Genomic DNA, 18,315 nt, shown 5'->3' with positions numbered 1-18,315 from the left:
TCACCAGTCGAGCGTGAGCATGCCGCCGACCGGCAGCGCGTGCCACCGCTCGGCGTACTCGGCGAGGCGGGCGACGATCCGGTCGACCACCGGCGGGATCTCCCGCTTCGCCACGTACGCGGGCAGCTCCTCGGCATGCCCGTTGCGCACCTCCCACACCGGCACGGCGATGCCCGCCAGCTCCTCCGAGCGCGCCATGTCCGCACTGGCCTCCGGCGAAGGCTTGGGCCGCTTGGACTTCCGGCGCCGGTTGGCCCTGGCCCGCTCCGCCGGATCGGCGGGCCAGAACAGCCCGTTGTCCCCGGCGGCGAGCCGCCCGTAGACGCCGAGCTCGATCCCGGCCTCCGCCTCCACGACGAAGTGCACGAGGTCGTGCGGCAGATACGGGTGCCCTCCGGGCCCGTTGCGCGGCGCCAGCGCGGGCCCGTTCTCGCGGTGCACGGCGATGCCGTAACTGGTTCCGGGGCCCTTGGTGAATACGACACGCATGACCGGCACGGTAGGCGCGGCCTGGGCGACGCGCACGCGCTTTTGCGAGGGCAACGCGGCCTGCTCGGTCGGACCGCTACGGCATGCGGATGCCCGTGCCTGCGCCCTGGCGTACCGCCCCGTGCGCGGTCCTTGGCGGGCGCCTGCGCCGGGGTCTGGGGTGCCGGGTGGTGTGGGGCGCGTGGTCCGGCCGTTGCGGGAGGCGGAGCCCGTGCCTGCGCCCTGGCGTATCGCCCGTTGCGGGTGCGCGGGCGCCTACGTCTGGGTCTCGGCGCCCAGCGGTGTGTCGCGCTCGTCCCGGTCGGCCGGGGCAGCCGCCCGCCCCGGCCCTCAGTCCCGTACGTCCCGCCAGGCCCGTACGATCGCCCGCGCCACGTCCTGCGCCCCCACCGGGGCGCCGTCCGAGGCGTAGCGTCCCGCGAGGCCGTGCAGGTACGCCGCCACGCTGCCCGCGTCCAGGGGTGCGAGGCCCGCCGCGAGCAGGGACCCGGCCAGGCCCGACAGCACGTCACCGCTGCCCGCCGTGGCCAGCCAGGACGTGCCGGTGGCGTTGACGCGGACCGGCCCGCCCTCCGCGTCCGCCACCAGGGTCGTCGAGCCCTTGAGCAGCACCGTCGCCCGGTAGCGGGCGGCCAGTTCGCGGGCCGACGACAGGCGGGCGCTCTCCACTTCCTCGCGGGACACCCCCAGAAGGGCCGCCGCCTCTCCGGCGTGCGGGGTCATCAGGGTCGGTGCCGTACGGGCCCGTACCGTCTCCCGCTCGGCGAGGCGCAGGCCGTCCGCGTCGATCAGGATCGGTACGTCCGCCTCCAGGACCTCCGCCACGGTCGCCGCGTCGTCACCGGCGCCCGGACCGACCACCCAGGCCTGCACGCGGCCCGCCTTGGCGGGGCCCCGGTCCGAGACCAGGGTCTCCGGGTAGCGGGCCAGGACCGCGTCCCCGGCGGGACCGACGTACCGCACCGCCCCGGCACCGCCGTGCAGCGCGCCCGCCACCGCCAGCACCGCCGCGCCCGGGTAGCGCGCGGAACCGGCGGCCACGCCGACCACGCCACGCCGGTACTTGTCGCTCTCCGGGCCGGGCAGGGGGAGGAGACGGGCCACGTCCGCGTGCTGGAGGGCCTCGACGTCCGGCTCTTCCGGCAGTTCCAGGCCGATGTCGATCAGGCGGACCGTGCCCGCGTGGTCCCGCGCCGGGTCGATCAGCAGCCCCGGCTTGTGCGTGCCGAAGGTGACGGTGAGGTCGGCCCGGATCGCCGGACCCCGCACCTGGCCCGTGTCCGGGTCGACGCCGCTCGGCAGGTCGACGGCGACCACGGCGGCCCGGGACCGTTCGGCCGCCTCCGCCAGCCGGGCCGCCTCCGGGCGCAGCCCGCCCTTCCCGCCGATGCCCACGATGCCGTCCACCACCAGGTCGGCCCGCTCGATCAGCTCCTCCGCAGGTCCCAAGGCCGTCCTGCCGCCCGCCCGGAGCAGCGCCGCGAGGCCGCCCGGGTGCGTCCGCTCGGGGGAGAGCGGTACCGCCGTCACCCCGGCCCCGCGCCGGGCCAGCCGGGCCCCCGCGTACAGGGCGTCACCGCCGTTGTCGCCGCTGCCCACCAGCAGCACCACCCGGCTCCCGTACACCCGCCCCAGCAGGTCCGCGCAGCTCGCGGCGAGTCCGGCCGCCGCCCGCTGCATCAGGGCGCCCTCCGGCAGCCGCGCCATCAGTCGCCGTTCCGCCGTCCTGACCGTCTCCACGCTGTACGCAGTACGCATGGGGTCGAGTCTCTCGTGCCGCTCAGCCTTCCGCGACCACGACCGCCGAGGCCACCCCGGCGTCATGACTGAGCGACACATGCCAGGACCGCACCCCGAGTTCGGCCGCCCGCGCCGCCACCGTCCCCGTCACCCGCAGCCGGGGCTGGCCGCTGTCCTCGACGTACACCTCGGCGTCCGTCCAGTGCAGCCCGGCCGGGGCGCCCAGCGCCTTCGCCAGCGCCTCCTTCGCCGCGAAACGCGCCGCCAGCGAGGCGATCCCGCGCCGCTCCCCGCTCGGCAGCAGCAATTCGCTGTCCAGGAACAGCCGCCGCGCCATCCCCGGCGTACGCTCCAAGGACGCCGCGAACCGGTCGATCTCCGCCACGTCGATTCCGACCCCGATGATGCTCATGCCGAGCACCCTACGGCCGTAGGCGTGGCGTGATCCGTCGGCCTCGGCCGGGGCTCGACCGGGCTGTCGGACCCCTCTGAGAGACTGGGGTCGCCATGACTGAAACTGCTGCCCTGCGGACCGCGCCCCTGCGGGCCCGCGCCGAGATCGACCTGGACGCCGTGCGCGCCAATGTGCGGGCCCTGCGCGCCCTGGCGCCCGGCGCCGCCCTGATGGCGGTCGTGAAGTCCGACGGCTACGGTCACGGCGCGACCCCCTGCGCCCGCGCGGCCGTACAGGCGGGCGCCACCTGGCTGGGCACGGCCACCCCCGAGGAGGCCCTGGTCCTCAGGGCGAGCGGGCAGCTCCCGGACGACGTGCGGATCATGTGCTGGCTGTGGACGCCGGGCGGCCCCTGGCGGGAGGCGATCGAGGCCCGCCTGGATGTGTCCGTGAGCGGCATGTGGGCGCTCGACGAGGTCACCGCCGCCGCCCGCGCGGCCGGACGGCCCGCACGGGTGCAGCTCAAGGCCGACACCGGGCTCGGCCGCGGCGGCTGCCAGCCCGGCGACGACTGGACCGAGCTGGTCAGCGCGGCGCGCGCCGCCGAGGCCGAGGGCCTGGTGAAGGTGACCGGCCTGTGGTCGCACCTCGCCTGCGCCGACGAACCGGGCCACTCTTCCGTCGACGCCCAGCTCGACGGCTTCCGCGCGATGATCGCCCACGCCGAGCAGCAGGGCCTGCGCCCCGAGGTGCGGCACATCGCCAACTCGCCCGCCACCCTCACCCGCCCCGACAGCCACTTCGACCTGGTGCGCACCGGCATCGCCGTCTACGGCATCTCGCCCAGCCCCGAGCTGGGCAGTCCCGCCGACTTCGGGCTGCGGCCGGCCATGACCCTGTCCGCGTCGGTGGCCCTGGTCAAGCAGGTGCCCGGCGGCCACGGCGTCAGCTACGGTCACCACTACATCACCGCCGGTGAGACCACTCTTGGACTGATCCCCGTGGGGTATGCGGACGGTGTCCCGCGGCACGCCTCCTCCGCCGGGCCGGTCCTGGTCGGCGGCAAGTGGCGCACGGTCGCGGGCCGGGTCGCGATGGACCAGTTCGTCGTGGACCTCGGCGGCGACCGGCCGGAACCGGGGGAGCGGGCGGTGCTGTTCGGCCCCGGCGACGGCGGCGAGCCCACCGCCGAGGACTGGGCGAAGGCCGCCGGGACCATCGCGTACGAGATCGTCACCCGGATCGGAACCCGGGTCCCCCGCGTCTATCTGAACGAGCGACAGGCCGGCTGACCGCCCTCGGGGCGAGCAGCAGTCCGGCGAGGAGGAGCGCTACGTGAGCGAGAGCAGTGCTGAGGCCGTCGCGGCCGTCGCCTCCGCCGGGAACTGGCGCCGCGCCACCGGAATCGCCGGTGCCGCGATAGGCGTGGTCGCCGCGGGCGCCGCCGCCGGTGTCGCCATAGAGCGGCTCACCGTCGGCCGCGGCATGCGCAAGAAGGCCCGGCTCGCCCTCGACTCGGCGGGCCCGTACGGGGCGCTGCGCGGGCAGCCCGGCAAGGCGCACGCGGACGACGGCACGGAGCTGTACTACGAGGTCGACGACGTGGAGCCGGAGGGCGGCTCCGCGCCGCGCCGGCGCCGTCTGTTCGGCCGCAAGGCCCCGGCCCCGGTCACCGTCGTCTTCAGCCACGGCTACTGCCTCAGCCAGGACTCCTGGCACTTCCAGCGGGCGGCGCTGCGCGGTGTCGTACGGACCGTGCACTGGGACCAGCGCAGCCACGGCCGCTCGGCGCGGGGCGCGGCACAGGTGGACGGGGTGCCGGTCGACATCGAGCAGCTCGGCCGGGACCTGAAGGCGGTCATCGACGCGGCCGTGCCGGAGGGGCCCATCGTGCTCGTCGGGCACTCCATGGGCGGCATGACGGTGATGGCGCTGGCCGACCAGTTCCCGGAGCTGATCCGGGACCGGGTCGTCGCGGTCGCCCTGGTCGGTACGTCCTCCGGGCGGCTCGGCGAGGTCAACTTCGGGCTGCCGGTGGCCGGCGTCAACGCCGTGCGGCGGGTGCTCCCCGGAGTGCTGAAGGCGCTGGGGCAGCGGGCCGAGCTGGTGGAGAAGGGGCGCCGGGCGACCGCCGACCTGTTCGCCGGGATCATCAAGCGGTACTCCTTCGCCTCCCGGGACGTCGATCCGGCGGTGGTGCGGTTCGCCGAGCGGATGATCGAGGGGACGCCGATCGACGTGGTCGCCGAGTACTATCCGGCCTTCGCCGACCACGACAAGACCGAGGCGCTCGCCCACTTCGCCGACCTGCCGGTGCTGGTGCTGGCCGGGGTCAAGGACCTGGTGACCCCGAGCGAGCACAGCGAGGCCATCGCCGATCTGCTGCCGGACGCGGAACTGGTGCTCGTGCCGGACGCGGGGCACCTGGTGATGCTGGAGCACCCGGAAGTGGTCACCGACCGCCTCGCCGACCTGCTCACCCGCGCGGGCGCGGTGCCCGCGGGCGCTACCGTGGGTGGCTATGGAAGCAGCACCGCACAACCCGGCTGAGACCGAGCTGACTGTCACCTCCCCCGAGCAGATGCGGGAACTGGGCCGCCGGCTGGCCAAACTGCTGCGCGCCGGTGACCTGGTGATGCTCAGCGGTGAGCTCGGCGCGGGCAAGACGACGCTGACCCGCGGTCTCGGGGAGGGGCTCGGGGTGCGCGGCGCCGTCACCTCGCCGACCTTCGTGATCGCCCGGGTGCACCCCTCGCTGGGGGACGGCCCGCCGCTGGTCCACGTCGACGCCTACCGCCTCGGCGGCGGGCTGGACGAGATGGAGGACCTCGACCTCGACGTCTCCCTGCCGGAGTCGGTGGTCGTCGTGGAGTGGGGCGAGGGCAAGGTCGAGGAACTGACCGAGGACCGGCTCCGGATCGTCATCCACCGGGCGGTCGGCGACACCACGGACGAGGTACGGCACGTCACGGTCACCGGGCTGGGCGGGCGCTGGGCCTCGGCGGGTCTGGAGGCGCTGTCGGCCTGAGCGCCGGACACGTTTCCGACAAGACGTCGGCAAAATATTGCGTTCGCCGCACCGGGCGTGGTCACATGGTACCCAGCCCGTAGTTAGGTGTGCCTAACTACGTCCGCCCCCGGCTTCCAGGAGGCGACCATGTCGGTCACGGAAGGCGACGCACCGCGCCCGCTGCCCCCGGTGTCCATGCGCGACCTGCTCGCGGCGTCCGCCGCTGCGACCGCCGTATCGACCCCACCGCGCGCACCGGAACCCAGGGTCGTGCCGGAGCGGGCCCAGGAGCCCAAGGCGGCCTGAGCCCCGGCGGATCACTAGCGGATCACGACCACCTTGTGGCCGATCGTCGCGAACGACCACATCGCCGCCCCGTCCTTGCGGGACTCGCGGATGCCGCCCGTGAGGGAGGGGCCGTCCGGGTCCGGGGGAGTGTTGTCCACCGCCGCGCTGAAGCCGATGGCCACGCCGCCGACGCTGGCGAAGCGGACCACATGCTCGACGGGGACGCCGTCGGTGCCCTTGACCTTGTTCGAGCGGGACGTCACCCGGTACTCGCCGGGCGCCGGGTTGACCGAGCCGGGGGTGACCTTGAAGGTGCGCCTGACCTTGTCGCCCTTGCCGACCAGCCACACCCGGTCGTCGTCCAGGGAGTAGACGACCCGTTCACCCGTGCCGGACCCGGAGGGCAGCGCGGTGGGTGGTTCCGGTCCCGCGGTGCCTTGGACGCGGCCACCACCGGGGCGGCGTCCCCCGCCTGCCGCCCGAGGTCGGCGGGCACGTTCTCCGAGGCCTGGTACGCCAGGAAACCCACCGTCACCAGCGCCGCCGTGGTGAGCCCGGCCACGATCCCGGAGCTGTTGCCTGCCACCCGTCGCCCACCTCTTCGCCCGTACGTCGTGCTACCCGGCGACGGTAGCAGTCGGTGACCGTTCCTCCCGTGCGGTGATGCCCCGGCGCGGGGAGCCGTAGGCTGTTCGCGTGCTCTTGCTCGCTCTGGATACCGCCACCCCCTCCGTCACCGTCGCCCTGCACGACGGCAGGGAAGTCCTCGCCTCCTCCAGTCAGGTGGACGCCCGCCGGCACGGCGAGCTGCTCCTGCCGGCCGTCGACCGGCTGCTCGCCGAGGCGGGACTGAAGCTCGACGCCGTCACCGCCGTGGTCGTGGGGACCGGCCCCGGTCCGTACACCGGTCTGCGGGTCGGTCTGATGACCGCCGACACCTTCGGCCTCGCGCTCGGCGTGCCCGTGCACGGTGTGTGCACGCTCGACGCGCTCGCCTACGCCGCCGACATCGACAAGGGCCCCTTCGTCGTGGCCACCGACGCCCGGCGCAAGGAGGTCTACTGGGCCACCTACGCCGACTCCCGCACCCGCCTGACGGACCCCGCGGTCGACCGTCCCGCCGAGATCGCCGACCGGGTCGCCGGACTCCCCGCGGTCGGCGCGGGCGCGCTGCTGTACCCGGAGACCTTCCCGAGCGTCCACGAGCCCGAGCACGTCTCCGCCTCCGCCCTCGCCGCGCTGGCCGCCGAGCGGCTGGCGGCCGGGGAGGAACTGCCCGCGCCCAGACCGCTGTACCTGCGCAGGCCCGACGCCCAGGTCCCCAAGAACTACAAGGTGGTCACCCCGAAGTGACAGCGGTGCTGCGCGAGATGCGCTGGTGGGACATCGATCCCGTGCTGGAGCTGGAGAAGGACCTCTTCCCGGAGGACGCCTGGTCCCGGGGGATGTTCTGGTCCGAGCTGGCCCACGCGCGCGGTCCGGCGGCGACCCGGCGGTACGTGGTGGCGGAGGAGGACGGCCGGATCGTCGGATACGCGGGGCTCGCCGCCTCCGGGGACCTCGCCGACATCCAGACCATCGCCGTCGCCCGCGACCACTGGGGCACCGGCCTCGGCGGGCGGCTGCTGACCGAACTGCTGCGCGCGGCCACCGCCTTCGAGTGCGCCGAAGTGATGCTGGAGTGCCGTGTGGACAACATCCGCGCCCAGAAGCTGTACGAGCGCTACGGCTTCGAGGCCATCGGCTTCCGGCGCGGCTACTACCAGCCCGGCAATGTGGACGCGCTCGTGATGCGTCTGAACGACCCTTCGACCTCAGTGCAAGGAACCGAGATCCATGGCTGACGAACCCCTGGTGCTGGGGATCGAGACCTCCTGCGACGAGACCGGCGTCGGCATCGTCCGCGGGACGACCCTGCTGGCCGACGCCGTCGCCTCCAGCGTCGACGAGCACGCCCGCTTCGGCGGTGTGGTGCCGGAGGTCGCCTCCCGGGCCCACCTTGAGGCCATGGTGCCGACCATTGACCGCGCGCTGAAGGAGGCGGGGGTCTCGGCACGGGACCTGGACGGCATCGCCGTCACCGCTGGTCCCGGCCTCGCCGGGGCGCTGCTGGTCGGGGTCTCGGCGGCGAAGGCGTACGCCTACGCGCTCGGCAAGCCCCTCTACGGCGTGAACCACCTCGCCTCGCACATCTGCGTGGACCAGCTGGAGCACGGCCCGCTGCCCGAGCCGACGATGGCACTGCTGGTCAGCGGCGGGCACTCGTCGCTGCTGCTGTCCTCGGACATCACCTCCGACGTCCGCCCGATGGGTGCCACCATCGACGACGCGGCCGGTGAGGCCTTCGACAAGATCGCCCGCGTGCTGAACCTCGGCTTCCCCGGCGGCCCGGTCATCGACCGGTACGCGCGCGAGGGCGACCCGAACGCCATCGCCTTCCCGCGCGGGCTGACCGGTCCCCGTGACCCCGCCTACGACTTCTCCTTCTCCGGTCTGAAGACCGCCGTGGCCCGCTGGATCGAGGCCAGGCGGGCGGCGGGGGAGGAGGTGCCGGTGCGTGATGTGGCGGCGTCCTTCCAGGAGGCGGTCGTGGACGTGCTCACCCGCAAGGCGGTGCGGGCCTGCAAGGACGAGGGCGTCGACCACCTGATGATCGGCGGCGGCGTCGCAGCCAACTCGCGGCTGCGGGCGCTGGCCCAGGAGCGCTGCGAGACGGCCGGTATCCGGCTGCGCGTGCCGCGCCCCAAGCTGTGCACGGACAACGGCGCGATGGTCGCCGCCCTCGGCGCGGAGATGGTCGCCCGCAACCGGTCCGCCTCCAGCTGGGACCTGTCCGCCGACTCCTCCCTGCCGGTGACCGACACCCACGTCCCCGGCCACGACCACGTGCACGAGGTCAGCAAGGAGAACCTGTACTCATGACGGTCGCGCTGATGTGGGAGGCGCGGGCGGCCGAGGGCCGGGGCGCGGAACTGGTGGACTGGGCCCGCCGTCAGTCCCTCGCCGGGACCCCGCTGCGCCGGGAGACCTTCCGGGCCCCGGAGGACCGGGTCCTGGTGATCACCTGGTGGGACGCCGACTTCGACGCCGACCTGCCCGATCTGCCGGACCCGGACACGGAGTTGGTCTCCCGCCCGGTGCACCGCTGGCGGTTCGAGGCAGTGGCCGAGGACTGAGAACCAGCCCCCGGCCACTCTCCTCCCCCGGTCACCGCGGCTCTACGACACCTCCGACCCGCAGATCAGCCGCCGGTCCGGACCCAGGGTCCGGACCGGGCCGGTCAGGGTCAGGCGGGTGGTGTGGCGGGCCTCCGCGCTGGACGGGCCCACGCGCAGTTCCAGTACGCCGGGTTCGACGACCTTCTCGTTCGCGCGGTTGGTGAAGGCCGACAGGTCCGTGTGGAAGTGGAAGGTGACCCGGCGGGACTCACCGGGGGACAACTCCACGCGCTGGTAGCCGACCAGCCGGACGTCGGGCCGGGTCACCGTGGCCACCGGGTCGTGCAGGTAGAGCTGCACGACCTCCGCGCCCGCGCGGTCACCGGTGTTGCGGACGGTCACGGACAGGTCGTACGAGCCGTCCGTGCCGATCTCCGCGTCCGCCGCGTCGGACTCCCAGGCGAAGTCCGTGTACGAGCGGCCGTGCCCGAAGGCGTACAGCGGGGTCGGGTCCAGGTTGCTGACCTCGGCCGCCAGGCCCAGCGGCGGCTGGAGGTACGTCCACGGCTGGCCGCCCGGCTCCTTCGGCACGCTCACCGGGAGCCGTCCGGAGGGGTTGACCCGGCCGGAGAGCACGCCCGCGATCGCCGGGCCGCCCTCCTCGCCCGGGAAGAACGCCTGGACGACCGCGCCGAGGCGGCCCTGCCAGCGGCCCAGGGCGTAGGGGCGGCCGGTGAGGAGGACCAGCACGACCGGGACCCCGGTCGCGACCAGCGCGTCCAGCAACTCGCCCTGCACGCCCGGCAGTCGGAGGTCGGACACGTCGCAGCCCTCGCCCGACGTACCGCGCCCGAACAGGCCCGCCCGGTCGCCCAGGACCGCCAGGCACACATCCGCCTCGGACGCCCGCGCCACCGCCTCCTCGAAGCCCGCGGTGTCCGGCTCGGCGACCCCGCAGCCCTCGGCGAACGTCACTTTGGCGTCCGGGAGTTCGGTGCGCAGCGCCTCCAGGACGGTCGGGATCTCGATGCCCATGGGGACACCCGGGTGATGGGTGAGGACATGGGACGGGAAGGAGTAGCAGCCGAGCATCGCCAGGGCGTCCGCCGCGCGCGGGCCGACGACGGCGATCCGGGTGTCCGGAGCCAGCGGCAGCACTCCGTCGGGGTTGTCCAGCAGCACCACCGACTCCTCCGCCAGCCGCCGGGCCAGGCCGCGCGCGACGGTGGAGTCGAGGTCGATGCGCTCGGTGGGCTCCGGGTCCCAGTCCTCGTCGAGCAGGCCCAGTTCGCACTTCTGGATCAGCACCCGCCTGACCGCACGGTCGACCAGTTCCTCCGGGATCTCGCCCGCGTGGATCGCGTCCACGAGCGGCTGGCCGTAGCACTTCAGCGTGGGCAGCTCCACGTCGATGCCGGCCCGCAGCGCCGCGTGCGCCGACTCGGTGTCGGTGCCCGTGACCCGGTGCAGTGAGCGCAGGAAGCCGATGCCGAAGTAGTCGGCGACGACCGTGCCGGTGAACCCCCATTCGTCCCGCAGGAGTTCGGTGAGCAGCCAGGGGTCGGCGGAGGCGGGCACACCGTCGGTCTCGGTGTAGGCGGCCATCACACTGCGCGCCCCGCCCTCGCGCAGCGCCATCTCGAAGGGCAGCAGGGTCACATCGGCGAACTCGCGCGTCCCGGCCCGGACGGGCGCCAGGTTGCGGGCGCCCGCGGAGGAGGCGTACCCGGCGAAGTGCTTGAGCGTGGCGATCACCCCGGCCGACTCCAGGCCCCGCACATAGGCGGTGCCGATGGTGCCGGTCAGGTACGGGTCCTCGCCGATGGTCTCCTCGACACGGCCCCAGCGCGGGTCGCGTACGACGTCCAGGACGGGCGCGAGGCCCTGGTGGACGCCGACCGAGCGCATGTCCGCGCCGATCCTGCGGGCCATCTCCTCGACGAGCGGGGCGTCGAAGGTCGCTCCCCAGGCCAGGGGTACCGGGTAGGCGGTGGCCTGCCAGGTGGTGAACCCGGCCAGGCACTCCTCGTGGGCGACGGCGGGGATGCCGAAGCGTCCGGCGGCGGTGATCTGCCGCTGGGTGCGGGCCAGGGCCAGCGCGCCCTTCACCGGGTCCACGGGGGCGGTGCCGAAGGGGCGGGTGAGCTGGCCCAGGCCGTGGGTGATCAGCTCGTCCCAGTCGTAGTCGGCGGTCATCTCGCGTTGCAGCGGGGCGACCCCGCCGCCGTCCGTCGACGAGCCCACCCACACGCCGTAGAGCTGGGCGGTCTTCTCCTGAAGGGTCATCCGGGAGAGCAGGTCGTCGACGCGGGCGGAGGCGGGCAGTGCGGGGTCGCGCCAGGGGGCGGTGGTCATGAAACTCCTGTCGGGGCGGATGGCCTCTCACGAATGTTTCGCTATTCACCTCGAATGTTCCGGGAACCTAGGCGCGGTGAGAAGGGTTCGTCAAGAGGGGGTGCAGGGATACGATCGCCGCCATGACACCCTCCGAGCCCGCTGAAACCCGGACGACAGCCCGTGCGAAAGGTCGTTCCGCGCAGACCGCGACCCTCGCCGAGATCGCCCGCGAGGCCGGCGTCTCGGCGCCGACTGTTTCGAAGGTCCTCAACGGCAGGGCCGATGTCGCCCCGGCGACCCGCAGCCGTGTCGAGGAACTGCTGCGCGCCCACGGCTACCGCCGCCGCCGCGCCGAGGCGAGCCGTTCGCCCCTGATCGACCTGGTCTTCCACGAGCTGGAGAGCGCGTGGGCGATGGAGGTCATCCGGGGGGTGGAGAACGTCGCCCGGGACGCCGGTCTGAGCGTGGTGCTCAGCGAGAGCATGGGCCGCCTCACCCCCGGCCGGACCTGGGCCGACCAGGTCGCCGCCCGCCGCCCGCACGGTGTGATCCTGGTGCTCTCGGGCCTGGACGAGTCCCAGCGCGCCCTGCTCACCAGCCGCTCCATTCCGTTCGTGGTGATGGACCCGGCGGGTGACCCCGGCACCGACGTGCCCTCCATCGGCGCCACCAACTGGCAGGGCGGCCTCGCCGCCACCCGGCACCTGGTGGAGCTGGGCCACACCCGGATCGGCGCCATCACCGGACCGTCCCGGATGATGTGCAGCCGGGCCCGGATCGACGGCTACCGGGCGGCCCTGGAGACGGCGGAACTGCCCGTGGACCCCGCGCTGATCCGGCCCGGCGACTTCCACCACGAGACCGGCTACAAGGAGGGCCTGAGGCTGCTGCGCGGCCCGGACCGGCCGACGGCCGTCTTCGCCGGCAACGACCTCCAGGCGCTCGGCCTGTACGAGGCGGCGCGCGAACTGGGCCTGCGCATCCCGGAGGACCTCAGCGTGGTCGGTTTCGACGACCTGCCGGTCGCCCGCTGGGTGGGGCCGCCGCTGACGACCGTACGGCAGCCGCTGACCGAGATGGCCGAGGCGGCGGCCCGGCTGGTGCTGGACCTGGCCAAGGCGGACGGGGATCCGGCGGCCACCCGGGTGGAGCTGGCCACGAGCCTGGTGGTGCGCAGCAGTACGGCGGTGCCGCCCGTGAAGTGAGAGATCCGTGTATTGACGGGTGCTCTGTGTGACCCCCACACTTCCCGAAGCCTGTCGGTTGCACGACCGAAACTTTCGGAGGCACCCGCAATGAGATCTCTGAGAACGGGCTCCACCCCGGCTTCCCGCGTCACCCGTGTCCTCACCGGCGCTCTCACCGGCTTCGCGCTGCTCGGCGGGCTGCTGTTATCGGCACCCGCCGCGCACGCCGCCGACGAACCCCTGCGCGACCTCGCCGACGCCAAGGGAAAGGTGATCGGCACCGCGGTCACCGGCTCCAAACTCACCGGCACCTACGGGGAGATCGCCGCCCGTGAGTTCAACGCGCTGACCCCCGGCAACGCCATGAAGTGGGCCTCCGTCGAGCCCGCCCGCGGCAGTTTCGACTGGGCCGAGGCCGACCGGATCGTCGACTTCGCCGAGGCGAACGGCCAGCAGGTACGCGGCCACACCCTGGTCTGGCACAGCCAGAACCCCGACTGGCTGACCAACGGCACCTGGACCGCCGCCGAACTGCGGCGGCTGATGACCGACCACATCGCCACCGAGGTCGGCCGCTACCGGGGCCGCCTGGCCACCTGGGACGTGGTGAACGAGCCGTTCAACGAGGACGGCACCTACCGCCAGACCCTCTGGTACAACGGCCTCGGCGCCGACTACATCGCCGAGGCGCTGACCGCCGCCCGCGCCGCCGACCCGAGCGCCAAGCTCTACATCAACGACTACAACGTCGAGGGTGTCAACGCGAAGTCCACCGCCCTGTACAACCTGGTCAGGGATCTCAAGGCGCGCGGCGTCCCGATCGACGGCGTCGGTCTCCAGGCCCACCTCATCCTGGGCCAGGTGCCGTCCACGCTCCAGCAGAACATCCAGCGCTTCGCCGACCTCGGCGTGGACGTGGCCATCACCGAGCTGGACATCCGGATCGACCTCCCCGCCGACAGCGCCGAACTCGCCCAGCAGGCCGCCGAGTACCGGCAGGTCGTCAACGCCTGTGTGGCCGTGGACCGTTGCGCGGGCGTCACGGTGTGGGGCTTCACCGACTCCGACTCCTGGATCCCGGATACCTTCCCCGGGCAGGGCGCGGCGACGCCGTACGACGAGAACTACGCGCCGAAACCGGCGTACCACGCCATCGCGGAGGCCCTCGGCGGTACGACCACTCCGCCGACGGACGCCTGCACGGCGACGTACAGCGTCGTGAACCAGTGGAACACCGGGTTCACCGGGCAGGTGAGGATCGCCTGCGACGGGGCCGCGCTGTCGTCGTGGAAGGTCGGCTGGAGCTACGGGGCCGGCCAGCAGATCACCCAGGCCTGGAACGCGACCTGCAACCAGTCCGGCGCGACGGTGACTTGCTCCAACGCCTCCTACAACGGGACTGTGCCGGACGGGGGTTCGGTGACGTTCGGGTTCAACGGGACGTGGAGCGGCAGCAATCCGGTGCCCGTGGTGACCCTGGGCTGAGAAATCTGAGAATTTCTCAAGAAAATATCCACGCGCTGACCTCGTCCTAACAATTCGGACTTACGTTCTCCGGGTGACCGCAGACTTGACGAACGGGGACGAGGGCAGGCGAGCGGGCCGGCGATCCAGAGCGCTCAGGATCGCCGGCCTCACCCTCGCGGGTGCGCTGGTCCTGGCCGTGGGGGCGGCCGGCTGGGCGTACTGGCAGCTCAACGACAACATCAAGAGCGTCGACATCAACAGCGCGCTCGGCGACGACCGGCCGCTGAAGGCGACACCGACGCCCACGGCGTCCGCCGAGGAACTGCCCACCGAGGCGCTGAACATCCTGGTGCTGGGCTCCGACACGCGCAGCGGCGCCGAGAACCGGGCGCTCGGCGGAGGGGACAGCGAGGGCGGGCGCTCCGACACGGCGATGGTGGTGCACCTGGACCCCGGCCGGTCCACGGCGACGGTGGTGAGCATTCCGCGCGACACCCTGGTCACGCGTCCGTCCTGCCCGCTTGAGGACGGCGGTTCGACCGCGATTGCCTACAACTCCATGTTCAACAGCGCCTATTCGGTGGGCGGGCCGGTGTGCGCGGTGAAGACGGTCGAGTCGGTCACCGGGGTGCGCATGGACCACTACATCGAGATCGACTTCGCGGGCTTCGCGAAGCTGGTGGACGCGCTCGGCGGGGTCACCGTCACCACCGAGGAGGACATCGACGACGAGGACAGCCACCTCACCCTGGAGGCCGGCACCCACCATCTCGACGGCAAGCAGGCCCTGGCCCTCGCCCGCACCCGGCACGGCATAGGCGACGGCAGCGATCTGGGCCGCATAGAGCTCCAGCAGCAGCTTGTGAAGGCCCTGCTGGAGCAGGTCTCGGCGACCGACCTGCTCACCGACCCGGCCAAGCTGTACCGGGTCGCCGACGCGGTCACCGGCAGCCTCACCACCGACACCGGCCTGGACTCCCTGACCGAGCTGACCCGGCTCGGGCGCAGCCTGGGCGGCCTGTCGGCGGACGCGGTGACCACCGTGACCATGCCGGTCGTACCGGCGCCGTCCGACCCCAACCGGGTGGTGGCCGACGAGCCGGAGGCGGGCGAGCTGTGGGAGTCGCTGCGCTGAACGAAGGACGGGGCTCAGAAATTTTCCGCGGGGGTGTCGATCCGGGCCGTCCCCGTTCGACGCAGGGGTGAGAGGCCGGGAAGGACCCGGCCGCCGCACACACGAGGAGTCACCGTGCCCCGCTATCTGTCCCTGGTGAAGATCGACGAGCGGACCGCCCCCGCCGAGGGCCCCAGCGAGGAGCTGATGCGGCGGATGGGGGAGCTGATCGAGGAGATGACGAAGGCCGGGGTGCTGCTCGACACCGCCGGTCTCACCCCCAGCGCCCAGGGCGTCCAGGTCCACTACGAGGGCGGTGACACCACGGTCACGGACGGCCCGTTCACCGAGGCCAAGGAGGTCATCGGCGGTTACGCGATCATGCAGTGCAAGGACCGGGCCGAGGCGATCGAGTGGACCAGGCGGTTCCTGAAGGTCCACGAGCCGCACTGGACGGTCACCTGCGAGGTGCGGGAGATCGCCGAGGGCTGAGCGTCCTTGGCCGACCGGGGCCGAGGGGTGTTGCATGGTGGGCTGTGACAGCACAGCCCACCCCCGACCCGCGGGGCGCCGTCGAGACCGTCTTCCGGATCGAGTCGCCGAGGATCGTCGCCGCCGTCGCCCGGATCGTGCGGGACGTCGGACTCGCCGAGGAGCTGGCGCAGGACGCCCTGGTCGCGGCGCTGGAGCAGTGGCCGAGGGACGGGGTGCCGGACAACCCCGGTGCCTGGCTGATGACCACCGCACGGCACCGGGCCGTCGACCTGATCCGGCGCCGCGAGAACTACGCCCGCAAGCTCGCCGAACTCGGCCGCGACCTGTCCGAGGCGGTGCCGCCGGAGGAGCCCTCCGGGCCCGGTGACATCGACGACGACCTGCTCCGCCTGGTCTTCACCGCCTGCCACCCGGTGCTGTCCACCGAGGCCCGTACCGCCCTCACCCTGCGCCTGCTCGGTGGCCTGACCACCACCGAGATCGCCCGCGCCTTCCTGGTCCCCGAACCGACGGTCGCCCAGCGCATCGTCCGCGCCAAACGCACCCTCGCCCGCCGCAACGTCGCCTTCGAGGTCCCCTACGGCCCCGACCGCGAGGCCCGCCTCGGCTCCGTCCTGGACGTCATCTACCTGATCTTCAACGAGGGGTACGCCGCCACGGCCGGCGACGACTGGCTGCGGCCGTCCCTCTGCGAGGACGCCCTGCGCCTGGCCCGCGTCCTGTCCGCGCTAATGCCGAAGGAGCCGGAGGTCCACGGCCTGACCTCGCTCCTGGAGTTCCAGGCGTCCCGCGCCGCCGCCCGCACCGGCCCCGACGGCGAGCCGGTCCTGTTGAAGGACCAGGACCGCCGCCGCTGGAACCGCATGCTGATCGCCCGCGGCATCAAGGCCCTCTCCCGCGCCGAGGCCACCACCGCGGGCGCCCCGCCCGGCCGCTACACCCTCCAGGCGGCCATCGCCGCCTGCCACGCCCACGCGTACCGTTACGAGGAGACGGACTGGCAGAGCATCGCGACCCTGTACGCGTTGCTGGCGGCCCGGGCCCCCTCCCCGGTGGTCGAACTCAACCGGGCGGTGGCGGTGTCGATGACCGAGGGCCCGGTGCCCGCCCTGGCCATGGTCGACGCCCTCGGCGACGACCCCGCCCTCCGCGACTACCACTTGCTCCCCAGTGTCCGGGCCGACCTCCTGCGACGCCTGGGCCGCACGGAGGAGGCCCGGTCGGAGCTCGTACGGGCGGCGGCGCTGACCCGGAACGCACGGGAGCGCGAGATGCTGCTGCGCAGGGCGCGGGAGACCTGAGGCGCGGCGGTGCCCGGCGTGCTCAGGCCGGGTGGCCGAGCAGCATCGTCGGGGCCCCCGCCACCCTGGTCAGGAAGACTGTCGCCGCGTTCGGCCCCTGCGGCTTGACCTTCCTGCGCAGTTCCTCCGGTTCCACCGCCGAGCCGCGCTTCTTGACCGTGAGGGTGCCCACCTCGCGTTCCCGGAGGAGGGCCTTCAGCCTCTTCACGTTGAAGGGGAGCCGGTCGGTGATCTCGTAGACCGTGGCGTAGGGAGTGGGGCGCAGGGTGTCGGCGGTGACGTAGGCGATGGTCGGGTCGATCAGGCCGCCGTCGAGTTCCTCGGCGACCTCGGCGACCAGGTGGGAGCGGATGACGGCGCCGTCGGGCTCGTACAAGTAGCGGGCGACGGGGCGGACTTCGGGGTTGGGCAGGCCCCGGGAGACCAGGGTGCGCGGGCCGGGCAGCAGGGTCGCGCGGACCGTGCCGGGTGCGGTGCCGAACCAGAGCACTGCCTCCTTCACATCCCCGCCGTCGGAGATCCACTCCGCCTCGGCCTCGGCGGGGACCGCCTCGTGCGGGATGCCGGGGGCGATCTTCAGAGCGGCGGCGCGGGGTGCCTTCAGCGCCGCCTCCACCGCCCAGGACAGGGGCGGCGAGTACGCCTCCGGGTCGAAGATCCGGCCGCGCCCCGACGAGCGCCGGGCCGGGTCCACGAAGACCGCGTCGTACCCGGAGGTGTCGACCTCCGTCACATCCGCCTCGCGCACCTCGATGAGGTCGGTGAGCCCCAGCGCCTCGGCGTTGGCACGGGCGGCCGCGGCCGTCAGCGGGTCCCGGTCGACGGCCAGCACCCGGATCCCGGCCCGCGCCAGCGCGATCGCGTCACCGCCGATCCCGCAGCACAGGTCGGCCACCGAGGAGACCCCCAGCTCCCGCAACCGCCCCGCCCGGTACGCCGCCACGCTCGCCCGCGTCGACTGCTCTACCCCGTTCGGCGTGAAGAACATCCGCGCGGCGTCCTCCGCCCCGAACTTCGCCACCGCCCGCTGCCGCAGCCGGGCCTGTCCGAGCGCCGCCGACACCAGCTCGGCGGGGTGGTCGCGGCGCAGCCGGGTGGCGACGGCGAGTTCGTCGGCGGGCGCGGTGCCGCGCACGGCGTCGAGGAGGGCGCGGCCCTCGGGGGTGAGGAGGGGAGCGAGGTCGTTCACCGGCTCATTGTGGGCCAGTCGGTGGACCGGACGCCCGCCGTGGCGGTGTCGGCCCGGGATCGGCGGGGCCGCCTGGGAGGATCCGACTCCATGCGAGCAGTAGTACAAAATGATAAAAACCGGGCGCGTTGGGCGATGCGCGTGCG

General features: G+C 73.3%; 18 protein-coding genes and 1 pseudogene. 13 read left to right on the top strand and 6 right to left on the bottom strand.

Annotated elements, in window-relative coordinates; all coding sequences use genetic code 11:
* The 3 genes from GA0115233_RS13055 to GA0115233_RS13045 form a co-directional block, all read right to left on the bottom strand.
* Nucleotides 1-489 (bottom strand): hypothetical protein, encoded by a 489-nt coding sequence (locus GA0115233_RS13055; protein WP_176711762.1) that lies wholly within the window; start codon nucleotides 487-489, stop codon nucleotides 1-3.
* 330 nt (nucleotides 490-819) lie between these two features.
* Nucleotides 820-2,247 (bottom strand): NAD(P)H-hydrate dehydratase, encoded by a 1,428-nt coding sequence (locus GA0115233_RS13050; protein WP_093720368.1) that lies wholly within the window; start codon nucleotides 2,245-2,247, stop codon nucleotides 820-822.
* 22 nt (nucleotides 2,248-2,269) lie between these two features.
* Entirely contained in the window at nucleotides 2,270-2,641 is a 372-nt protein-coding gene (locus GA0115233_RS13045) for a holo-ACP synthase (protein ID WP_093720367.1), read from the bottom strand.
* A 95-nt stretch (nucleotides 2,642-2,736) separates the two neighbouring features.
* Here GA0115233_RS13045 and alr point away from each other — a divergent pair, with 95 nt between their 5' ends.
* The 4 genes from alr to GA0115233_RS40995 all read left to right on the top strand — a co-directional run bounded on the left by alr (nucleotide 2,737) and on the right by GA0115233_RS40995 (nucleotide 5,939).
* Complete coding sequence (gene alr / locus GA0115233_RS13040; RefSeq protein WP_093720366.1) at nucleotides 2,737-3,915, top strand: alanine racemase; 1,179 nt, start codon at nucleotides 2,737-2,739, stop codon at nucleotides 3,913-3,915.
* Nucleotides 3,916-3,958: 43 nt separating this feature from the next.
* Nucleotides 3,959-5,173: an alpha/beta fold hydrolase gene (locus GA0115233_RS13035; protein ID WP_093720365.1), complete on the top strand. Its 1,215-nt coding sequence runs from the start codon at nucleotides 3,959-3,961 to the stop codon at nucleotides 5,171-5,173.
* A complete protein-coding gene (gene tsaE, locus GA0115233_RS13030) occupies nucleotides 5,145-5,651 on the top strand; it encodes a tRNA (adenosine(37)-N6)-threonylcarbamoyltransferase complex ATPase subunit type 1 TsaE (RefSeq protein ID WP_093720364.1) in 507 nt (168 codons plus the stop codon). Before GA0115233_RS13035 ends, tsaE begins: the two co-directional genes overlap by 29 nt.
* Nucleotides 5,652-5,780: 129 nt before the next feature.
* Nucleotides 5,781-5,939, top strand: coding sequence for a hypothetical protein (locus GA0115233_RS40995; protein WP_176711761.1), 159 nt, complete (start codon nucleotides 5,781-5,783; stop codon nucleotides 5,937-5,939).
* 14 nt (nucleotides 5,940-5,953) lie between these two features.
* On the opposite strand, the pseudogene GA0115233_RS13025 reads toward GA0115233_RS40995, so the two are convergent.
* Nucleotides 5,954-6,507, bottom strand: a pseudogene (locus GA0115233_RS13025) (hypothetical protein).
* Between the two features lie 110 nt (nucleotides 6,508-6,617).
* Here GA0115233_RS13025 and tsaB point away from each other — a divergent pair.
* The 4 genes from tsaB to GA0115233_RS13005 are packed head-to-tail and all read left to right on the top strand — an operon-like array spanning nucleotide 6,618 to nucleotide 9,097.
* On the top strand, nucleotides 6,618-7,274 hold the full coding sequence (gene tsaB / locus GA0115233_RS13020) for a tRNA (adenosine(37)-N6)-threonylcarbamoyltransferase complex dimerization subunit type 1 TsaB (protein ID WP_093720363.1): 657 nt from the start codon (nucleotides 6,618-6,620) through the stop codon (nucleotides 7,272-7,274).
* 17 nt (nucleotides 7,275-7,291) lie between these two features.
* Entirely contained in the window at nucleotides 7,292-7,765 is a 474-nt protein-coding gene (rimI, locus tag GA0115233_RS13015) for a ribosomal protein S18-alanine N-acetyltransferase (protein ID WP_093720430.1), read from the top strand.
* Nucleotides 7,758-8,843, top strand: coding sequence for a tRNA (adenosine(37)-N6)-threonylcarbamoyltransferase complex transferase subunit TsaD (tsaD, locus tag GA0115233_RS13010; RefSeq protein WP_093720362.1), 1,086 nt, complete (start codon nucleotides 7,758-7,760; stop codon nucleotides 8,841-8,843). The genes rimI and tsaD overlap by 8 nt, the downstream gene beginning before the upstream one ends.
* Nucleotides 8,840-9,097 (top strand): hypothetical protein, encoded by a 258-nt coding sequence (locus GA0115233_RS13005; RefSeq protein WP_093720361.1) that lies wholly within the window; start codon nucleotides 8,840-8,842, stop codon nucleotides 9,095-9,097. Before tsaD ends, GA0115233_RS13005 begins: the two co-directional genes overlap by 4 nt.
* Before the next feature lie 42 nt (nucleotides 9,098-9,139).
* Here GA0115233_RS13005 and GA0115233_RS13000 read toward each other — a convergent pair whose 3' ends face one another.
* On the bottom strand, nucleotides 9,140-11,434 hold the full coding sequence (locus tag GA0115233_RS13000) for a beta-xylosidase/alpha-l-arabinosidase (protein ID WP_093720360.1): 2,295 nt from the start codon (nucleotides 11,432-11,434) through the stop codon (nucleotides 9,140-9,142).
* 122 nt (nucleotides 11,435-11,556) lie between these two features.
* Between GA0115233_RS13000 and GA0115233_RS12995 the strand changes: the two genes are divergently transcribed.
* The 5 genes from GA0115233_RS12995 (at nucleotide 11,557) to GA0115233_RS12975 (ending at nucleotide 16,980) form a co-directional block, all read left to right on the top strand.
* The gene (locus GA0115233_RS12995) at nucleotides 11,557-12,621 is read left to right on the top strand and encodes a LacI family DNA-binding transcriptional regulator (RefSeq protein ID WP_093720359.1); all 1,065 of its coding nucleotides are present in this window, start codon (nucleotides 11,557-11,559) and stop codon (nucleotides 12,619-12,621) included.
* 90 nt (nucleotides 12,622-12,711) lie between these two features.
* Complete coding sequence (locus GA0115233_RS12990) at nucleotides 12,712-14,088, top strand: endo-1,4-beta-xylanase (protein ID WP_176711760.1); 1,377 nt, start codon at nucleotides 12,712-12,714, stop codon at nucleotides 14,086-14,088.
* 73 nt (nucleotides 14,089-14,161) lie between these two features.
* A complete protein-coding gene (locus GA0115233_RS12985) occupies nucleotides 14,162-15,205 on the top strand; it encodes an LCP family protein (protein WP_250743983.1) in 1,044 nt (347 codons plus the stop codon).
* Between the two features lie 114 nt (nucleotides 15,206-15,319).
* Nucleotides 15,320-15,676, top strand: a complete 357-nt coding sequence (locus GA0115233_RS12980; protein WP_093720357.1) for a YciI family protein — start codon at nucleotides 15,320-15,322, stop codon at nucleotides 15,674-15,676.
* A 44-nt stretch (nucleotides 15,677-15,720) separates the two neighbouring features.
* On the top strand, nucleotides 15,721-16,980 hold the full coding sequence (locus GA0115233_RS12975) for an RNA polymerase sigma factor (protein ID WP_093720356.1): 1,260 nt from the start codon (nucleotides 15,721-15,723) through the stop codon (nucleotides 16,978-16,980).
* A 22-nt stretch (nucleotides 16,981-17,002) separates the two neighbouring features.
* Here GA0115233_RS12975 and GA0115233_RS12970 read toward each other — a convergent pair whose 3' ends face one another.
* On the bottom strand, nucleotides 17,003-18,169 hold the full coding sequence (locus GA0115233_RS12970; protein ID WP_176711759.1) for a class I SAM-dependent methyltransferase: 1,167 nt from the start codon (nucleotides 18,167-18,169) through the stop codon (nucleotides 17,003-17,005).
* Nucleotides 18,170-18,315: the final 146 nt, after the last annotated feature.

Origin of the sequence: Streptomyces sp. DI166 (assembly GCF_900091315.1) — a bacterium.
Classification (GTDB): domain Bacteria; phylum Actinomycetota; class Actinomycetes; order Streptomycetales; family Streptomycetaceae; genus Streptomyces; species Streptomyces fuscus.
Note: the sequence above shows the minus strand (reverse complement) of the source record. Positions and strands in the feature narration are given on the sequence as shown.

Excerpts from the sequence above, each read along its gene's own strand:
- GA0115233_RS12995 (WP_093720359.1), top strand. The coding sequence starts at position 11,557 with ATGACACCCTCCGAGCCCGCTGAAACCCGGACGACAGCCCGTGCGAAA.
- GA0115233_RS13005 (WP_093720361.1), top strand. The coding sequence starts at position 8,840 with ATGACGGTCGCGCTGATGTGGGAGGCGCGGGCGGCCGAGGGCCGGGGC.
- tsaD (WP_093720362.1), top strand. The coding sequence starts at position 7,758 with ATGGCTGACGAACCCCTGGTGCTGGGGATCGAGACCTCCTGCGACGAG.
- GA0115233_RS13000 (WP_093720360.1), bottom strand. The coding sequence starts at position 11,434 with ATGACCACCGCCCCCTGGCGCGACCCCGCACTGCCCGCCTCCGCCCGC.
- GA0115233_RS40995 (WP_176711761.1), top strand. The coding sequence starts at position 5,781 with ATGTCGGTCACGGAAGGCGACGCACCGCGCCCGCTGCCCCCGGTGTCC.
- GA0115233_RS13055 (WP_176711762.1), bottom strand. The coding sequence starts at position 489 with ATGCGTGTCGTATTCACCAAGGGCCCCGGAACCAGTTACGGCATCGCC.
- rimI (WP_093720430.1), top strand. The coding sequence starts at position 7,292 with ATGCGCTGGTGGGACATCGATCCCGTGCTGGAGCTGGAGAAGGACCTC.
- GA0115233_RS13050 (WP_093720368.1), bottom strand. The coding sequence starts at position 2,247 with ATGCGTACTGCGTACAGCGTGGAGACGGTCAGGACGGCGGAACGGCGA.
- GA0115233_RS12990 (WP_176711760.1), top strand. The coding sequence starts at position 12,712 with ATGAGATCTCTGAGAACGGGCTCCACCCCGGCTTCCCGCGTCACCCGT.
- GA0115233_RS13045 (WP_093720367.1), bottom strand. The coding sequence starts at position 2,641 with ATGAGCATCATCGGGGTCGGAATCGACGTGGCGGAGATCGACCGGTTC.
- tsaE (WP_093720364.1), top strand. The coding sequence starts at position 5,145 with ATGGAAGCAGCACCGCACAACCCGGCTGAGACCGAGCTGACTGTCACC.
- alr (WP_093720366.1), top strand. The coding sequence starts at position 2,737 with ATGACTGAAACTGCTGCCCTGCGGACCGCGCCCCTGCGGGCCCGCGCC.